Annotated in this window: 15 protein-coding genes and 1 other annotated feature; of the genes, 11 read left to right on the forward strand and 4 right to left on the reverse strand. The window is 63.8% G+C overall.

Features of this window, described 5'->3' with window-relative positions; genetic code table 11:
- Nucleotides 1-4: 4 nt before the first annotated feature.
- Nucleotides 5-250, reverse strand: a complete 246-nt coding sequence (locus tag C2U30_RS03185) for a hypothetical protein (protein ID WP_103243147.1) — start codon at nucleotides 248-250, stop codon at nucleotides 5-7.
- A gap of 190 nt (nucleotides 251-440) precedes the next feature.
- Nucleotides 441-569 (forward strand) — a sequence feature (His leader region).
- A gap of 24 nt (nucleotides 570-593) precedes the next feature.
- On the opposite strand from C2U30_RS03185, the gene hisG reads away from it, so the two are divergent.
- From hisG to hisIE, 11 genes are all read left to right on the forward strand, one after another.
- A complete protein-coding gene (hisG, locus tag C2U30_RS03190; protein WP_103243148.1) occupies nucleotides 594-1,490 on the forward strand; it encodes an ATP phosphoribosyltransferase in 897 nt (298 codons plus the stop codon).
- 31 nt (nucleotides 1,491-1,521) lie between these two features.
- A complete protein-coding gene (gene hisD / locus C2U30_RS03195) occupies nucleotides 1,522-2,847 on the forward strand; it encodes a histidinol dehydrogenase (protein ID WP_045524838.1) in 1,326 nt (441 codons plus the stop codon).
- Complete coding sequence (gene hisC / locus C2U30_RS03200; RefSeq protein ID WP_103243149.1) at nucleotides 2,844-3,914, forward strand: histidinol-phosphate transaminase; 1,071 nt, start codon at nucleotides 2,844-2,846, stop codon at nucleotides 3,912-3,914. The genes hisD and hisC overlap by 4 nt, the downstream gene beginning before the upstream one ends.
- 19 nt (nucleotides 3,915-3,933) lie before the next feature.
- Nucleotides 3,934-5,067 carry a bifunctional histidinol-phosphatase/imidazoleglycerol-phosphate dehydratase HisB gene (gene hisB / locus C2U30_RS03205; protein WP_103243150.1) on the forward strand — a complete coding sequence of 378 codons (1,134 nt, stop codon included), beginning with the start codon at nucleotides 3,934-3,936 and terminating at the stop codon, nucleotides 5,065-5,067.
- Nucleotides 5,067-5,690 (forward strand): imidazole glycerol phosphate synthase subunit HisH, encoded by a 624-nt coding sequence (gene hisH / locus C2U30_RS03210; RefSeq protein WP_103243151.1) that lies wholly within the window; start codon nucleotides 5,067-5,069, stop codon nucleotides 5,688-5,690. The genes hisB and hisH overlap by 1 nt, the downstream gene beginning before the upstream one ends.
- 5 nt (nucleotides 5,691-5,695) lie before the next feature.
- On the forward strand, nucleotides 5,696-6,442 hold the full coding sequence (hisA, locus tag C2U30_RS03215) for a 1-(5-phosphoribosyl)-5-[(5-phosphoribosylamino)methylideneamino]imidazole-4-carboxamide isomerase (protein WP_045524835.1): 747 nt from the start codon (nucleotides 5,696-5,698) through the stop codon (nucleotides 6,440-6,442).
- Nucleotides 6,443-6,574: 132 nt separating this feature from the next.
- A complete protein-coding gene (locus C2U30_RS03220; RefSeq protein ID WP_103243152.1) occupies nucleotides 6,575-7,684 on the forward strand; it encodes a response regulator in 1,110 nt (369 codons plus the stop codon).
- Nucleotides 7,677-9,830: a PAS domain-containing protein gene (locus tag C2U30_RS03225; RefSeq protein WP_103243153.1), complete on the forward strand. Its 2,154-nt coding sequence runs from the start codon at nucleotides 7,677-7,679 to the stop codon at nucleotides 9,828-9,830. Before C2U30_RS03220 ends, C2U30_RS03225 begins: the two co-directional genes overlap by 8 nt.
- Entirely contained in the window at nucleotides 9,827-13,798 is a 3,972-nt protein-coding gene (locus C2U30_RS03230; RefSeq protein WP_103243154.1) for a PAS domain S-box protein, read from the forward strand. Before C2U30_RS03225 ends, C2U30_RS03230 begins: the two co-directional genes overlap by 4 nt.
- Before the next feature lie 178 nt (nucleotides 13,799-13,976).
- Nucleotides 13,977-14,750 (forward strand): imidazole glycerol phosphate synthase subunit HisF, encoded by a 774-nt coding sequence (gene hisF / locus C2U30_RS03235; RefSeq protein ID WP_103243155.1) that lies wholly within the window; start codon nucleotides 13,977-13,979, stop codon nucleotides 14,748-14,750.
- A complete protein-coding gene (hisIE, locus tag C2U30_RS03240; protein ID WP_029314506.1) occupies nucleotides 14,743-15,378 on the forward strand; it encodes a bifunctional phosphoribosyl-AMP cyclohydrolase/phosphoribosyl-ATP diphosphatase HisIE in 636 nt (211 codons plus the stop codon). The genes hisF and hisIE overlap by 8 nt, the downstream gene beginning before the upstream one ends.
- Before the next feature lie 92 nt (nucleotides 15,379-15,470).
- Here the strand turns inward: hisIE and C2U30_RS03245 are convergent, their stop codons facing one another.
- The 3 genes from C2U30_RS03245 to C2U30_RS03255 all read right to left on the reverse strand — a co-directional run bounded on the left by C2U30_RS03245 (nucleotide 15,471) and on the right by C2U30_RS03255 (nucleotide 18,369).
- A complete protein-coding gene (locus C2U30_RS03245) occupies nucleotides 15,471-15,791 on the reverse strand; it encodes a hypothetical protein (protein WP_042863838.1) in 321 nt (106 codons plus the stop codon).
- Nucleotides 15,792-15,857: 66 nt separating this feature from the next.
- The gene (locus C2U30_RS03250; RefSeq protein WP_176722663.1) at nucleotides 15,858-16,556 is read right to left on the reverse strand and encodes a helix-turn-helix transcriptional regulator; all 699 of its coding nucleotides are present in this window, start codon (nucleotides 16,554-16,556) and stop codon (nucleotides 15,858-15,860) included.
- A 190-nt stretch (nucleotides 16,557-16,746) separates the two neighbouring features.
- Nucleotides 16,747-18,369: an acyl-CoA synthetase gene (locus C2U30_RS03255; RefSeq protein WP_103243157.1), complete on the reverse strand. Its 1,623-nt coding sequence runs from the start codon at nucleotides 18,367-18,369 to the stop codon at nucleotides 16,747-16,749.
- Between the last annotated feature and the right edge of the window lie 100 nt (nucleotides 18,370-18,469).

Below are 18,469 nucleotides of genomic sequence, written 5' to 3' on the forward strand. Positions count from 1 at the left end.
GCGTTCAGACGAAGAGATCAATCCGGTGGTCCGGATCCGGTTTGTGATCATCATCCTGCACCGCTGGTTGATCAGGCTTTGGCGGCTGCTCTCTCTGCTGGTGATACTGGCCACCTCCGCCATTGTCGGTGCCTATCTTGCGCAGCTGATGTTTCTGGCTGATCTGGGTCACCTCCCGCTTGATGTCATCCGGGCTCGGTGTCGAGGGTGCGCGGGGCAGGATGGGAAATAACAGGTCCTGGCTGGGCATGATGTCGCCTCCTTTGGCATCTCATTGTCTAGTTATCGACCAGAAAACCGTTTTCTCAACTTTAATCGTCCGGATCACATTTTTCGGTTGCTTTTTCTGTCAAGGCAGGTAGTTTAAACCGGGCGTCAACAACGGCATCTGATTTGTAAAGGATTGATTACATCATGAAGTTCACCACCCTGAAGACTCATCATCACCATCATCATCCCGAATAGTCTTTCAGGAGGTTGACTGCTGGAAGACACTTAACTGGTGACTTCCAAAAGGACCGCAAGATTCATGAACCCTCGGAAGCACATACTTCCGAGGGTTTTTTCGTTTTTGACTAAAAGGAAATCGAGCAATGGAAACACAACGTCTGCGCATCGCCATGCAAAAGTCCGGTCGTCTGAGCCAGGATTCCCAGGCCCTCTTCAAGAGCTGCGGCCTCAAGATCAACCTGCGGGAACAGCGCCTCATCGCCCATGTCGAGAACATGCCCATCGACATTCTGCGAGTGCGTGATGACGACATCCCGGGTCTGGTGATGGAAGGGGTGGTCGATCTTGGCATCATCGGCGAGAACGTTCTCGAAGAGGTGCAGCTCATCCGCGCAGCCCAGGGGCAGCCCTTTGCGGTGAAGACCCTCAAGCAGCTCGACTTCGGCGGCTGCCGCCTCTCTCTGGCGGTGCCGGACGATGTCAACTACACAGGGCCACAGAGCCTGGCCGGCAAGCGCATCGCCACCTCCTACCCCGGTCTGCTCAAGCGCTTCTTCGACGAGAAGGGCCTGGGCTTCAAGAGCGTGATGCTGGGCGGCTCGGTGGAAGTGGCCCCCCGCGCGGGTCTGGCCGATGCCATCTGCGATCTGGTCTCCACCGGCGCAACCCTGGAAGCCAACGGCCTGAAAGAGGTCGAGGTGATCTACCGCTCCAAGGCCGTCCTGGTGCAGGCCCCCAACCCCCTGAACGATGCCAAGCAGAAACTCATCGACAAGCTGCTGCCTCGCATCCAGGGGATGCAACAGGCGCGCGAAAGCAAATACATCATGCTGCACGCCCCCAAAGACAAGCTCGATGCCATCACCGATCTGCTGCCGGGGGCGGAACGTCCCACCATCATGCAGCTCGCCGGTGACACCAACCAGGTGGCCCTGCACGTCGTCTCCAGCGAAACCCTCTTCTGGGAGACCATGGAACAGCTCAAGGCCCTGGGTGCCAGCTCCATCCTGGTGCTGCCCATTGAAAAGATGATGGAATAAGCCGAGAGAGATGGAATAAGGAAGACACATCATGCAGACCCTGATCTGGAAGACCCTCTCCCCCGCCCGGCAAGCCGAGGTCCTGACCCGGCCCGCCCTTGGCGACGAAGCCGACATCGGTACCGTGGTGCGAGACATCATTGCTGCGGTACGCAGCCGGGGCGATGAGGCCCTGCGCGAGCTGAGCCAGCGTTTCGAACGCGCGCCCCGCGAACAGCTTCGGGTGAGCGACGCGGAAGTGGATGCCGCCTGCGCTCGACTCGGTGATGACATCAAGGGCGCCATCGAGGCCGCCATCGCCAATATCCGTACCTTCCACGCCGCCCAGGTGCAGCCCGTCGTCCGAGTCGAAACCCAACCCGGGGTACTGTGCGAGCTGCGCACCCAACCCATCAGCCGGGTCGGCCTCTATGTCCCGGGAGGCAGCGCGCCGCTCCCCTCCACCGTGATGATGCTGGCCATTCCGGCAAGTCTGGCCGGTTGCCGCGAGGTGGTGCTCTGCACCCCGTCTCCGGCGAGCGACGAGATCCTGTTTGCCGCCCGCGCCTGTGGCGTTCGTCAGGTGTTCGCCATCGGCGGCGCCCAGGCCATCGCGGCCATGGCCTATGGCACGCAGACCATCCCCAAGGTGGACAAGATCTTCGGCCCGGGCAACGCCTATGTGACCGAAGCCAAGGGCCAGGTTTCCCGTGACTGGCGGGGCGCCGCCATCGACATGCCAGCCGGCCCCTCCGAGGTGCTGGTGATCGCAGACGAGAGCGCCAACCCGGCCTTCGTGGCATCGGACCTGCTCTCCCAGGCCGAGCACGGCCCCGACAGCCAGGTGGTGCTGGTCACCACCTCTGCTCCCCTGGCCGATGCCATCGGCAGCGAGATCCAGGCGCAACTCGCCGACCTCAGCCGCCGCGACATCGCCGAGCAAGCCCTGAAGGCAAGCCTGGTGATCCTCTGCGACAGCCTGGAGGAGGCCTGCACCATCTCCAACGCCTATGCCCCGGAACACCTCATCGTGCAGACCCGGGCCCCCCGGGATCTGCTGGACAAGCTCGAGAACGCGGGCTCCATCTTCCTTGGGGCATGGACTCCGGAATCGGTCGGTGATTACGCCAGCGGCACCAACCACACCCTGCCCACCTACGGCTATGCCCGCACCTGCTCGAGCCTGGGGCTTGCCGACTATCAGCGCCGCTACACGGTACAGGAGCTCACTGCAGACGGCATTCGCGGCCTTGGCCCCATTGTCCAGCGCATCGCCCAGGCCGAGGGACTCGATGCCCACAAGCATGCCGTCACCCTCAGGTTGAACGCCCTGGCCGCCGAGCCCCAACAAACAGCACAGCAGAAGGATTTGTCATGAGCATCGTCAATCTGGCCCGTCGCGTCGTGCGGGCTCTCACTCCCTACCAGTCCGCGCGCCGCATCGGCGGCCAGGGCCACGTCTGGCTCAATGCCAACGAGGCACCGCTGGCCTACCCCTTCACCGTCGAGGGGAGCCGTCTCAACCGCTATCCCGAGTGCCAGCCGGCCGAGGTGGTGAACGGCTATGCCGCCTACGCCGGGATCAATCCGGATCAGGTGCTGGTAAGCCGCGGTGCCGACGAGGCCATCGAGCTGCTGATCCGCACCTTCTGCGAGGCAGGGGAAGATCAGATCCTCATCTGTCCCCCCACCTACGGCATGTACGCCATCAGCGCCGAGACCTGTGGCGTGGGGATTGTCGAGCAGCCATTGACCGCCAGCCGTCAGCCGGACTGGCCCGCCATCGCCGATCGCCTCTCTGACGTGAAGCTGGTGTTCCTCTGCTCCCCCAACAATCCCACCGGGGATCTGGTGGGCCGCAAGGGACTCGTCGCCCTGCTGGAGAAGGCCCGGGACCGCGCCATCATCGTCGTGGACGAGGCCTACATCGAGTTCTGCCCGGAGGCCTCCGTGGTGGACCTGCTCGCCCAATACCCGAACCTGGTGGTGACCCGCACCCTCTCCAAGGCCTTCGCCCTGGCAGGGATCCGCTGCGGCTTTACCCTGGGGGATCCCGAGGTGATTACCATGCTGGCCAAGGTGATCGCGCCCTACCCCATTCCCGACCCCATCGCCCAGATTGCCGCCCAGGCGCTCTCTCCCATGGGGCTGGAACTGATGCAGGAGCGGGTGCAGGAGCTCAACAAGCAAAAGGCGCTCATCAAGGCGGAGCTGCTTCGTCTGTCCTGCGTCAAGGAAGTGTTCGAGGACAAGGGCAACTTCGTGCTGGTGCGCTTCAAAGATGGCGCCGCCGTGTTCGCCGCCATGAAGGCCGCCGGCATCATCTTGCGTGATTTCTCCAGCAAGCCTGGCCTTGACAACAGCATCCGCATCACCATCGGCTATCAGGGCGAAATGGACGCCGTGCTGGCCGTGCTGCGTGACCTGCCCCCACCCTCTCTGTAAGACAAGCAAGGATGTAGCGATGAAAACCCCGTTTTTGTTTATCGACCGTGACGGCACCCTGATCGAGGAGCCGGTCACCGACAAGCAGGTGGACAGCCTTGCGAAGCTGCGCTTCGAGCCCATGGTGATACCTGTGCTGCGTGAGCTCCAGGCCGCCGGCTACGTGCTGGTGATGGTGACCAACCAGGATGGGCTCGGCACCGACAGCCTGCCCCTTGAAAACTTCCAGCCGCCTCACGACCTGATGATGCACCTCTTCGAATCCCAGGGCGTCACCTGGGAGCAAGTGCTGATCTGTCCCCACTTCCCCACCGACGGTTGCAGCTGCCGCAAGCCTCACCTTGGGCTGGTGAAGGAGTATCTCGCCTCGGGCCGCATCGACTTTGCCAACTCCTTCGTGATTGGCGACAGACAGACCGACATCCAGCTTGCCGAGAACATGGGCATCCGCGGCATACGCTACCACCCGCAAGATCACGGCTGGAATGCCATTCGTGATCAGTTGCTCTCCAAGGGGCGCGTGGCCGAGGTGGAGCGCTACACCAAGGAGACCCGCATCCAGGTGGCGGTGGATCTCGACAAGAGCGGTGGCAACCAGATCGCCACCGGCATCGGCTTCTTCGATCACATGCTGGATCAGATAGCGACCCACGCGGGCTTTCGCCTCAAGCTCAAAGTGAGCGGCGATCTGCACATCGACGATCACCACACGGTGGAAGATGTGGGATTGGCGCTGGGTCAAGCCCTGCGCCAGGCCCTTGGCAACAAGCGCGGCATCGGCCGCTTCGGCTTCGTGCTGGCGATGGACGAGGTGCAAGCGGTGATCGACGGGCGTCCCCGCCAGGAGGCTGACAACACCTCGCTGACCGAGCTGGACGTGGCCACGGCGCTGGATCTGAGCGGCCGTCCCTACTTCGTGTTCGACTGCCCGAGCGGCTTTGGTCGCGACAGCGTGGGAGAGATGGCCACCGAGATGGTGCCTCACTTCTTCCGCTCCCTCTCTGACGCCATGGCCATCACCTTGCAGATGAAGGTGGGCAGCGGCAACACCCACCATCAGGTGGAGGCGCTGTTCAAAGGCTTTGGTCGCGCCCTGCGCCAGGCCATTCGCGTGGAAGGGAGCGAGCTTCCCTCCAGCAAGGGGGTGCTGTGATGGTGAAGCAGAACCTGGTCATCATCGACACCGGCTGCGCCAACCTCGCCTCGGTGCGCATGGCGTTCGAGCGCCTCGGCGTGCAGCCCAGGGTGAGCTGCAAGGCCGCCGACATCGAGCAGGCGGACAAGCTGATCCTGCCCGGCGTCGGCACTGCCATCGCCGCCATGAAGAACCTCAATGAGCGGGAACTGGTGCCCCTCATTCGCGCCGCCAAGCAGCCGCTGCTCGGTTTCTGCCTCGGCATGCAGATGCTGGCACAGGCCTCGGAAGAGAACATGAGCGCCGATGGCAGCGAAGGAGCGCTCATCGACTGCCTCGGCATCGTGCCTGGCAGGATCCACCTGATGGAGGTGGGCAACCTGCGCCTGCCCCACATGGGCTGGAACCAGATTGAACACGACGAGACCCACCCGCTACTCAAAGGCATCCCCAGCGGCAGCTACTTCTACTTTGTCCACTCCTATGCGCTGGAGGTGACCGACGCGACCCTGGCGACCTGCGACTACGGCCTGCCCTTTACCGCCATCGTCGGGCGGGACAACTTCTTTGGCGCCCAATTCCACCCGGAGCGATCCGGCCCGGCCGGTGCCCGCCTACTGCAAAACTTTCTGGAGCTATGACAGGCATGATTATTCCCGCAATCGACCTTATCAACGGTCAGGTCGTGCGCCTCTACCAGGGCGACTACGGCCAGAAAACCGCCTACAGCGACAACCCGCAGGCCCGCTTCGATGACTATGTCAGCCAGGGGGCGGCGCAGCTGCACCTGGTGGATCTGGACGGCGCCAAGGATGCCAAGGCCCGCCAGTTGGCCCTCATCGCCCAGTTGCTATCCGCCACCGAGGCACCGGTGCAGGTCGGCGGCGGCGTGCGCAGCGAACAGGATGTGGCCGACTTGCTGGCGGCCGGCGCCAGCCGGGTGGTGATCGGCTCCACCGCCGTCAAATCCCCGGATCTGGTGGCCAGCTGGATGGAGAAATATGGCCCCGAGCGCATCGTGCTGGCCCTGGATGTCAACATCGATGAACAGGGCAACCGCCACATCGCAGTGGCTGGCTGGCAGGAGAACAGCGGCATCTCCATCGAGGCGCTGATCGAGCGCTTCCTCCCCGCCGGACTCAGGCATGTGCTCTGCACCGACATCAGCCGGGACGGTACCCTGGCGGGCACCAACGTCGAACTCTACCGGGATCTCTGCGCCCGCTACCCGAGCGTCGGCTTCCAGGCGTCCGGCGGTATCGGCGGTCTGGCGGATATCGAGGCGCTCAAGGGAACCGGCGTCAAGGGGATCATCCTCGGCCGTGCCCTGCTGGAGGGCAAGTTTGACGTGGCAGAAGCCATTCACTGCTGGGGTGACGGCCGCGCTGCGTGACGCGCCCCTTTCCGGCATCAGACAGCCTGCCCATCCGGGCAGGCCTCTTTCTCCCCGATGGGGGCGAACCTTATGATTTGGCAGCAATTGGCTCTATACTCGACCTCACAGGGATAGCGTCATGGAAGACATATGTTGACACCTCACAACGCCACCATCCTGATCGTCGACGACTCACCCGAAAATCTGATGGTACTGACCGAATTGCTTTCGCCTCATTACCGCGTACTGGCTGCGCAGAGCGGGGAAAAATGCCTGCGCATCGTCAGCGCGGATCCAAAGCCTGACCTCATCCTGCTGGATGTGATGATGTCCGGCATGGATGGTTATGAAGTGCTCAGGCAATTGCGTCAGTCCCCGATCAGCAGCCGTATTCCCGTCGTTCTGCTCACCGCCCTCGCCGACCCCCAGAGCGAGGAGTTCGGCCTCTCCCTCGGCGCCGCCGATTACATCACCAAGCCCATCAAGCCGGTGGTCGTTCAGGCCCGGGTACGTACCCAGCTGGAGGCCAAGCAGGCCCGTGACGGCCTGCAAAACCAGAATGCGGCGCTGGAAGCCGAGGTCGCGCGGCGAATGGCGGAAAACGACCTGATCCAGCAGGTCTCCATCCGCGCACTCGCCCATCTGGCGGAGATCCGCGACCCCGAAACCGGCAACCATATCCTGCGCACCCAGGGCTACGTACGTCTGCTGGCCAGCGCCCTGGCTGATCACCCCCGTTTCGCCGATACCCTGACCCCGGGTTACATCGACCTGCTGAGCCGCTCCGCACCGCTTCATGATATCGGCAAGGTGGGCATTCCCGACCACATCCTGCTCAAGCCGGGCAAGCTGACCCCGGAGGAATGGCAGATCATGCGCACCCACGCCAAGCTCGGCAGCGATGCCATCGAGGAGGCCGAACAGGACATGGAGCAGCCCCTGGCCTTCCTCACCCTGGCCAAGGAGATCGCCCACTGGCACCACGAGAAGTGGGATGGCAGCGGCTACCCGGACGGCTTGCAAGGGGACGCCATACCCCTCTCGGCCCGCCTGATGGCGCTGGCAGACGTGTTTGACGCCCTCATCTGCGCCAGGGTCTACAAGCCGGCCATGAGCTACGACGAGGCTCGCGCCCTCATCCTCTCCGGCAGTGGCCACCATTTCGATCCCGATGTCGTGACCGCCTTCGATCGCCATTTCGACGCGTTCGTCACCATTGCCGAACGCTACCAGGATGGCAGCGAGGCCGTGGATGGCTGAGGCTCCCCTGACCCGGGCACATGTGCTCAACGTCGTGCTCACCTATGCCGCCGTGGCAAGCCTGTGGATCCTGCTCTCCGACAAGGCGGTGGAGTGGCTGTTCAGCACCCCTGCCCAGTTCGCCATGGCAAGCACCATCAAGGGCTGGCTCTTCATCCTCATCACGGCCCTCATGCTTTATGCCATGCTGCGTCGTCGCATTGACTCCACCGGCAGCACACCTGTCTTTACGCGGCGTCAATGGATCCCCTTCCTGTTGCTCAACGGGCTCATTTTGGCCCTGACCGCCATGGCCATCGCCCGCAACATCGAACTGGCACGCAACAAGGAGGTGGCTCGTCTCGAAGCCATCGCGGATCTCAAGAGCCAGCGCGTCACCGAGTGGCTCGGAACCCACGAGCAGGATATTCACCAGCTCATAAAGGGTCTGGGCAGTACTGATTTCTATCGTCCCGGACAAGCACCATCCTCACCCGAAGCGATCACGCCACCACTGGCAAGGCTGCTCGAATTCATCTCGGTACGCGGATTTCACGGTGCGGCCGTGTTCAATCCTGCCGGACAGCCCCTGTGGCATACCCCGGGTGGCGACACCATGAATGCCACGTTGCGTGACGCCCTGCCACGGCTCGAGCAGGGCAACGTCATGCGTCTTGGTCCCTATCTCGATGATCGCGGTCACGCCAGGCTGGACTTTCTGGTCAATCTGGAGGTTGCTGCAGGACCTGCCCCCGTGCTGGTGATGCAGATAAGCGCAAATCGCTGGCTCGATCAGATCCTGGGGTCCTGGCCCGTCCCAGACAGCAGCGGAGAAGCCATTCTGTTTCGCCAGCAGGGGGATCAGGTCCACTATCTGAGCAGCCTGCGCTATCGCCCGGAACCGGCTCTCACCCTGCACTATCCCGTCACCCACCCCACCCTGCTGGCTGCCCAGTATTTGCGGCTCGCCGAACGCGGCACGCCCCAGGTGCTTTATGGCCAGGATTACCGGGGCAGCGAGGTCTTCGGGGTTGTCTATCCGGTCATGAACACGGACTGGTACCTGCTGGCCAAGATCGACAAGGCGGAACTCTACCAGGCCACCTTCAAGGAGAGCGTCTGGATCGGTCTCATCGGCCTGCTGGTGCTCTTTGTCACCAACGCCGGCATCATCCTGCTGCGCCAGCACACCCGGCTGCAGATGGCCGAGCAGCTTCAGCACTCCCAGTCCCAGCGGCTGGAGGCCTTGCAACTGCTCTCCGCCATCGCCGACAGCTCGGAAGACGCCATCTTCGCCAAGAACAAGGAGGGCAGATACATCCTCTTCAACCGGGCCGCCAGCCAGTTTGTCGGCAAGCCGGTTGACGAGGTGCTGGGCCAGGATGATCTGACGCTCTTCCCGCCGCAGCAGGCGCAGATGCTGATGGCATCCGGGCGCCAGGTCATAGAGCGCAACCGGGTGCAGACCGAGGAGGAGTACCTGACCCTGCCCGATGGCGAGCATGTGTTTCTCGCAACCAAAGGCCCCTTGCAAGACAGCGAGGGGCAGGTGATCGGGATCTTCGGCATCTCTCGGGACATCACGGACTTCAAACGGGCCGAGGCCGACTTGCGAGAGCGGGAGGGGCTGTTCCGTGCACTGGTGGAGCAATCCCTTGCCGGGATCTACATCATCCAGCAGGGTCGGCTCTGCTACATCAACCCCTGTTTTGCCCGACTGTTTGGCTATGACACCCCGGGGGCGCTGATCGCCGTTGGCCAGTTGCACGCCCTTGCCGCTCCCAAGGACAGCACCAGGGTCGCCGAGCTGGTGCACGCGTGCGAGCAGGACGCGCGCGATATCCACACCCGCTTCAGTGCCCTGCATCAGCACGGGGAATCCCTAGAGGTCGAGCTGTACGGGCGGCGCGTCGACTACCTCGGCCAGCCCGCCATCATCGGCATTCTGCTCGATGTCACCGAACGGGAGCAGGTTGAACAGGCCCTGACCCGCCAGGCCAGCGAGCTGCGCCAGCAGAACCATGAGCTGGAGCGGTTCAACAAGGTGATGGTAGACAGGGAGCTCGCCATGCTGGCCCTCAAGCACCAGATCAACGGGCTCTCCCGTCAGCTCGGAGTGCCGCCCCCCTATCCCCAGGCCCCCATGCCACCGGAGGATCTCCCATGATGAGCTGGTCACCCCTGTGGCATGTGCGCCCCTCCACCCAGCGCTGGGGGATCTCCCTGCTGGCCGTGCTGCTGCCCGTTCTGATGTTGCAAATCCGTGTCCAGCTGCCCATCGCCTTTGGTGAGCGACCGCTGCTGGTTCTCTTCATGCTGCCCATCATCGTTTGCGCCCTGTTGGGGGGCTTGTTGCCAGGTCTGCTCTGCACCCTGATCACCGCCCTGGTCACCAGCTATTTCATGCTCCCCCCCATCTATTCACTGAGTGTCGAGGCTGGCCAGGATCTGGTGCAATGGTGCCTGCTCATCGCCAACGGACTGCTCATCAGCGTGCTCAGTGCCGCCTTTCATCGCGCCCGGGCCAGAGAGGTCCTGCGCTGGCAGGAGCTGATGAACACCCAGAACCAGTTGCAGCAGAGCGAGAACCGCTTCCAGGTCACCTTCGAACAGGCGGCGGTCGGCATCGCCCTGGTCTCCCCCGATGGACACTGGCTGCGTGTCAATCAGCGGCTGTGCCACATCCTGGGCTACCGGGCCGACGAACTCACCGGGATGACGTTCCAGCAGTTGACCCACCCGGACGATCTCTACCTCGATGAGGCCCATGTGGCCCGGGTACTGGCGGGAACTATCCCCCACTACACCCTGGAGAAGCGCTACCTGCACAAGGGGGGCGAGATCATCTGGACCACTCTGACAGTGGCCCTGGTGCGCGACGCCGAAGGTAATCCCGACTACTTCATTTCCATCATCGAGGACAACCGGCAGAACAAGGAGACCGAGGAGGCGCTGCGCCGCAACGAAGCCATACTGCGCGAGTCCCAGCGTCTCGCCAAGATAGGGAACTGGCGCTGGCGCGTGGCCGATGACAGCCACTTCTGGTCACCGGAGATCTATCGCATCTATGGCCGGGATCCGGCCCTCCCCCCCGCCGTCTATCCCGAGGTCAGAAAATACTTCACTCAGGAGGGGTGGCACACGGTGGCCCAGGCCGTCGAGCGCTGCAGGATGGACGGGCAGCCCTACGAGTGCGATGCCGAAGTGATCACGGAGCAGGGGGAGACCGCCTGGGTCATTGCCCGCGGGGCGGCGCTCAGGGACAGGGATGGCACCATACTCGAGCTCTACGGCACCGTGCAGGACATCACAGAGCGCAAGCTCGCGGAGCAGCGCCTGCAACACAATCAGCAGATGGCGCTCGATACCCAGCGTCGTGCTCGCCTCGCAGCCCTGAACCTGATGGACGACGCCATCAGTGCACGGGTGCGCGCCGAAACCGTCAGCAGCGCCCTGCGCGAGAGCGAGCAGCGCCTGCTGATGGCCCAGGAAGGGGCCCATGTCGGCATCTGGGAATGGGACATGGTCAGCAACCGTCTCTTCTTCTCGCCGGAATGCGCCCGCCTCTATGGCCGCAGTGCCGAGGTGCTCGGCGAGCTGGCAGCCTGGCAGGCCTGCCTGCATCCGGATGACAGGCCCCGCATCGAGCAGTTGCTGGCGGAGCGGGCGGTCAGCGGCGCCCCCGTCGAGCTGGAGTTCAGGATCCTGCTGCCAGATGGCGGCATCCGCTGGCTGGTGAGCAAAGGGAGCGTCTATCGGGACGCCCAGCAGCGACCCGTGCGCCTCCTTGGCATCCATCTGGACATCACCCAGAGCAAGCTGGCCGAGCAGCAGTTGCGCCAGTTGTCCCTGGCCCTCGAACAGAGCCCTGACGGCGTCTTCATCACCGACACCCGGGCGCGCATCGAGTACGTCAACCCCGCCTTCCTCGCCGCCAGCGGTTACCAGCAGCACGAAGTGATAGGCCGGACCCCGTCCCTGCTGCGCTCGGGCCTCACCCCGGATGCCAGCTATGTCGCCCTGTGGGATGCCATCAACCACGGCCAGCGCTGGCATGGCGAATTCATCAACCAGCGCAAGGATGGCTCCCACTACCAGGTGCTGGCCACGGTGTCGCCGATCCGCCAGGAGAGCGGCGAAATCACCCACTACGTCACGGTCCAGGCCGACATCACCGAGAAGAAGCAGCTCGGCGAGGAGCTGGACCAGTATCGCTACCACCTGGAGGAGATGGTCAACGAGCGCACCCGGCAGCTGGCCCAGGCCCACCAGCGGGCCGAAAGCGCCAACCACGCCAAGAGCGCCTTCCTTGCCAATATGAGCCACGAGATCCGCACCCCCATGAACGCCATCCTGGGGCTCACCTATCTGCTCAAGCGCGACACCCGGGATCCCACCGACCTCGAACGGCTGACCAAGATAGACACTGCCGCCCAGCACCTGCTCAGCATCCTCAACGACATCCTGGATCTCTCCAAGATCGATGCGGGCAAGATGACGCTGGAGCTGACCGATTTCTCCCTCACCGCCATGCTGGACAACGTCCGCGCCCTGATGAACGACCAGGCCAGGGCCAAGGGGCTCACCATAGTGACGGACATCGGCGATACCCCCGCCTGGGTGCACGGCGACATCACCCGCCTGCGCCAGGCCCTGCTCAACTATGCGACCAACGCCATCAAGTTCACCGAGCAGGGAACCGTCACCCTGCGCGTCAGGCTGGCCCGCCCCCTCACCACCGGCTACCTGCTGCGCTTCGAGGTGGAAGACACCGGCATCGGCATCACCCCTGCGCAGCGCGAGAAGCTGTTCCAGGCGTTCGAACAGGCGGATGTCTCCACCACTCGCAGATATGGCGGCACTGGCCTTGGCCTTGCAATCACCAGCCGGATCGCCGCCCTGATGGGGGGCGAGGTCGGGGTCACCAGCGAGCCAGGCCAGGGAAGCTGCTTCTGGTTTACCGCCAGGCTGTTCAAGGCAAAGGAGGACGCTCCTTCCCGGACCCCGTCCGAGCAGGGGAACCAACAGGCCTTCAGCTTCCCTCGCCACGCCCGGATCCTGCTGGTGGAAGACAACGCCATCAACCGGGAAGTGGTGCTTGAGCTCCTGTGCCACAGCGGCCTCGTCATCGAGACGGCCGTCAACGGCCAGGAGGCCCTGGCCCTCGTCAGCCAGCACCCCTTCGACCTCATCCTGATGGACATACAGATGCCGGTGATGGATGGCTACAGCGCCACCCGCGCCATCCGGGCCCTGCCCGGCATGGACAGGCTGCCCATCCTGGCGCTCACCGCCAGCGCCTTCGAGGAGGACAGAAAGGCGAGCGCATCGGCCGGCATGAACGATTTCATTGCCAAGCCCGTCACCCCCGCCAAGCTGTTTGAAGCCCTGCAGCGCTGGCTGCCCCAGGGCAAGGTCCCCGAGCTTGCCCCGGACGACAGCACTCGCCATCCCGTGACAGGCCCCCTTGCCCGCCTGCAGGCACACCCGGGTCTGGATCTCGACCAGGGGCTGGCGGCCCTCAACGGCAATCAGGAGAAATACCTGGCCCTGCTTCGCTACTTCATCCATGAGCATGGCCAGGACATGACCCGGCTGCACCGCCACTTGCAGGCCGGGGAGCACAGCGATGCAACCCGCATGGTCCACAGCCTGCGCGGCGTGGCGAGCACCCTGGGGGCACATGAGCTGTCGCACCACTGCCTGGCCCTGGAGCAGGCCATCGCGGACGGCAACACTGAGCCCACCGGACTCATGTCATCCATCGATGAAGAGATCGCCGCCCTTTGCGCTCTGCTCGGGGACGATCTCGCCACCCCGACCACCGATCTGGTGCCCCTGGGGGATCATTGGCGCCAGCAACTGCTGGGCCAGATGGAAGCCCTGCTGGTGCAAAGCGACACCGCCGTGATCCCCCTCTACGAGCAGTATGCCGGTCCCCTTCGCCTCATGCTGGGGTCTCGCAGCGACACCCTGACCAGGCAACTGAAGGCGTTTGATTTTGATGCCGCCCTGCTCACCCTGCGCCAGCATATGGCAACGGACGAGACCCACCCGGACGATCGGGCTCCCCTCCCCGAGGCGCCAGCCTGCCATCCGGGGCAGGTGAAGGGCGACAAAGGGTTGAATCACTGAATGAAGTCATGCATATAGTGGGGTGCCCAGAGGCGACGAGACGGCCTGCCGGGCCTGTCGTTTCTCCCTTCATGGGCCCCCGTTCAAGGCATGCCAACCGTGTTCCCGTCCGCCGCCCGGGCCAACGCCGGCGGCAGAACGACGTTTCTTTAACCGTGCTTTACATGGAGCAATGAGCATGTTGTCAAAGCGTATTATCCCCTGTCTCGACGTCAAAGATGGCGTGGTGGTCAAGGGCGTGCAGTTTCGCAACCACGAGGTGATGGGCGGCATTGTCGACCTCGCCCGCCGCTACGCCGCCGAGGGCGCCGATGAGCTGGTCTTCTATGACATCACCGCCTCGAGCGACGAACGGGTAGTGGACAAGAGCTGGGTAAGCCGGGTGGCGGAAGTCATCGACATCCCCTTCTGCGTCGCCGGCGGCATCAAAAGCGTGGAGGATGCCCGCCAGATCCTGGAATTCGGTGCCGACAAGGTCTCCATCAACTCCCCCGCCCTGGCCGATCCCACCCTGATCACCCGGCTCGCCGAGCGCTTCGGCGTGCAGTGCGTGGTGGTGGGTATCGACTCCTACTTCGATGCCGCCCTCGGTCAATATCAGGTCAAACAGTTTACCGGCGACGAGAGCCGCACCCGCACCACCACCTGGACCACCCTGGAGTGGGTACAGGAAGTGCAGCACCGGGGCGCGGGGGAGATAGTGCTCAACGTGATGAACCAGGACGGCATGCGTCAGGGGTACGACCTTGAGCAGCTCAAGCTGGTGCGCGCCGTGTGCAAGGTGCCCCTCATCGCCTCCGGCGGCGCCGGGGCCATGGAGCACTTTCGCGATGCCTTTACCCTGGCCGACGTGGACGGGGCGCTGGCCGCCTCCGTGTTCCACAAGGGCCTCATTCCCATTCCCGAATTGAAACGCTGGCTGAAAAACGAAGGAGTCGCCATCCGTGAATAATCAAGCAGTAGACAATGCATTGCCGCTGGCCGAGCGCCTGGACTGGGCCAAGTGTGAGGGCATGATCCCCGCCATCGTCCAGCATTCCCTCAGCGGCGAAGTGCTGATGCAGGGCTTCATGACCCGCGAGGCGCTGGAAAAGACCCAGACCACCGGCCAGGTCACCTTCTTCAGCCGCAGCAAGCAGCGCCTGTGGACCAAGGGCGAGAGCTCGGGCCATGTGCTCAAGCTCGTCGCCATCACCACCGACTGTGATCAGGACTCCCTGCTCATTGCCGCCGACCCGGTCGGCCCCACCTGCCATCTGGGCAACCCCTCCTGCTTCGACGGCCACCCCGTGCCGCCGCTCGGCTTCCTGGCCGAGCTCGAACAGATCCTGGCATCACGCAAAGGGGCAGATCCCGCCACCAGCTACACCGCCAGCCTCTATGGCAAAGGCACCAAGCGCATCGCCCAGAAGGTGGGTGAAGAGGGGGTGGAAGTGGCCCTGGCCGCCATGGCGAAAGACAGAGAAGAGCTCATCAACGAATCCGCTGACCTGCTCTACCACCTGACCGTCTTGCTGCAAAACGAAGGCTTGGGTTTGAAGGATGTGGTGCAGCGCCTGCATGAGCGCCACACCAAGTAATTATTGAATTCTGTTCAACAAAACGGGCCCTATGGGCCCGTTTCATTTCATGATTGCCACCTCGTCGGGGGATGGCAGGCCCCGCGCCGCCCTCAGCCGATACGGGTCCAGAAGCTCATGTTGACCGAGTCATGGTCAAGCAGGGTCAGGTACTCCCCTGCCACGTCGTTGTGCAGCCACTGCTGGCAGTAGGCTTCCACCAGCGACTGGCTGGGGGCCATCACCACGTCCGCATAGAGGCCGTCGGCGCCGCGCAGCAGGCAGTGCATGATGAGCCCGGATTGCTGGACAAGAAACTCGGACTCGACCCGCCGTGACAGGGCGAGCAAATCAGCCTCCGTCACCCCTTCCCTGAGCCTGAAGGTAGCAAATTCGACGCCCCCTGCCTCTTGCATGTCACCCTTGATGATCATCTCGTTTTCTCCGTTGTGGATGGTCTGGAGAACCCAGCATAACGAAGGGCTACTGACAGCCTTGTGTCAGTCCTGAATGACCTTTTCGGCGCCACTGCGCCCAGGGGGAAACGCGTCCGACTGGCGCAGGGCAAGGTAATCGGCCAGGGTCGCGCCAGATGGCGCCCCTTCTCCCGGTCGGCACGACGCCAGGGTGTCGATGCGATCCACCCTGAAATCCCGGTAGGCCCGGCGCAGCGCACACCAGGCGCCGAGCGTCCAGCATCCGCCCCAGTAGAAGAGCCCGAGGGGAAAGAGCTGGCGTTCCGTCCTGCTGGCGCTGGCATCCCGGTAGCCAATGTGCAGCCAGTGACCGGCCGTGATGGCGTCGTGCAACCTGTCCCAGCGAGCGTATGCCGGGTGCGCCGTGGAATAGTCCGGCACCCGGACCACGGGGACGCGAGGTGCCCGAGCCTCCTTGGCGGGCAGGGCCGCCTCAATCTTGGCGAGCAGGGCGCGGGCCGGATCGGCCATCCCCTTGCCCGTCAGCACCGCCACCAGGTTCACCCCGGTGATGAGGGCCTCCAGCTCGGCCGCGCTCAGTTGCAACGGGGCCATCTCGAACCCCTCGCTCAGCCGATAGCCCAGCCCGGCTTCCCCGTAAACCGGAATGCCCGCCAAAGAGAGATCGTCGATATAGCGGTAGATGGTGCGCTCCGACACGCACAGGCGCGTCGCCAGATCCCGGGCGGTCAGGGGTTGATGCGCCCGCAGCAGGTTGGTCAGTTGAAACAGTCGGTCCGATTTTCTCACAGTCATCCTCAGGCTGGCGGGACATGGCGGCCATGGTAAGCCGGGACGGGCTCGAAAGGCACGTCTTGTTGGCTGGCGACCGCTACCGGCGAGGCTCTGCTTCTTTGCATCACGCAACACAAAACGGGCCCGCAGGCCCGTTGATGGCGCGGCGCCTTTGTCGTCACGCCAACTGCTTGCGCAGCATGAATTTTTGCACCTTGCCGGTGGAGGTCTTGGGCAGCGGGGTGAAGATGATGCGCTTGGGGGCCTTGAAGTGGGCCATCTGCTCGCGGCAGAACGCAATGAGCTCGGCCTGGGTGAGCTCGCGCCCCTCCTTGAGCTTGACGAAGGCGCAGGGCACCTCCCCCCAGGTCTCGTCCGGCATGGCGATCACCGCGGCTTCTTCCACATCGGGGTGGCGATAGAGCACGTCCTCCACCTCCAGGCTGGAGATGTTCTCCCCGCCGGAGATGATGATGTCCTTGGATCTGTCCTTGATCTCCACATAGCCGTCCGGGTGCCAGACCGCGAGATCCCCGCTTCGAAACCATCCCTGTGCCATCGCCTCTTCGCTCGCCGCCGAGTTCTTGAGGTAGCCCTTCATGACGATGTTGCCCCGCAGCACTATCTCTCCCAGGGTTTTGCCATCCATGGGGACCGGCTCGCCGCTGACGGGGTTGATGACCCGCATCTCCCCTTGCAGGGGGGAGGCCACCCCCTGGCGCGCCTTGAGACGGGAGAGCGTGGTGGCATCCTGCCCCTGCCAGCGTCTTTGCGGCTCGCACACCACGCAGGGGCCATAGGTTTCGGTGAGGCCATAGACATGGGTCACGGCGATCCCCATGGCCTCCATGCCGGCGATCACGGTGGCGGGCGGCGCTGCCCCCGCCGTCATCGCCTTGACGGGGTGTTCGAGTCCCTGTTTGAGGGCCGGATCGGCATTGTTCAGCATATTGAGCACGATGGGGGCGGCGCAGAAATGGCTCACCTTGTGTTCGCGCAGCGCCCCGTAGATGGCCGCCGCCTGCACGTGGCGCAGACAGACGCTCACCCCGGCGGTGGCCGCCAGGGTCCAGGGGAAGCACCAGCCATTGCAGTGAAACATCGGCAGGGTCCAGAGGTAGACGGGGTGCTTGGGCAGCTCCCAGGAGAGGGCATTGTTGACCGCATTGAGGTGGGCGCCGCGATGGTGATAGACCACCCCCTTGGGGTTCCCCGTGGTGCCGGAGGTGTAGTTGAGGGAAATGGCCTGCCACTCGTCCACCGGCAGCCAGCCGGGTTCGTCCCCGTCCCCCAGGGCGATGAACCCCTCGTAGTCGAGCTCGCCGACCAGCTCCCCTTCCCGGTAGAGGGGATCGTCGATGGCGATCACCAGGGGCTGGCTGTCAATGAGAGAGAGCGCCTTTCGCACCACTGCGCCGAACTCCCGGTCCACCAGCACCACCTTGCTCTGGGCGTGCTGAAAGATGAAGGCCATGGCGTCCGCATCGAGCCGGGTGTTGATGGTGTTGAGCACGGCGCCGCTCATGGGCACCCCGAAGTGCGCCTCGAACATGGCCGGCACATTGGGGGCGACGATGGAGACGGTGTCCCCCTCGCCAATGCCGCGACGGCGCAGGGCCGAGGCGAGCTGGCGGCAACGCCGCTCGGTCTGGGCCCAGCTCTGGCGCAGGGGGCCGTGGATCAGCGCCGGATAGTCGGGATAGACCCGGGCTGCCCGCCCCAGAAAGATCAAGGGGGTCAGCGCCTCGAAATTGGCGGGCGTCTTGCCAAGGCCGGCGTCGTACATGTTCTGCTCTGTCATCGGATCCTTCCTCACAGGGGCACAAAACGGGGTGGCTCTCGCGGTTCACCACGACCGGCATTGCGCCCTTATACGGAGCCAGGACGCCGGCGGGAACCGG

Origin of the sequence: Aeromonas sp. ASNIH5, from assembly GCF_002902865.1 — a bacterium.
GTDB lineage: Bacteria > Pseudomonadota > Gammaproteobacteria > Enterobacterales > Aeromonadaceae > Aeromonas > Aeromonas caviae.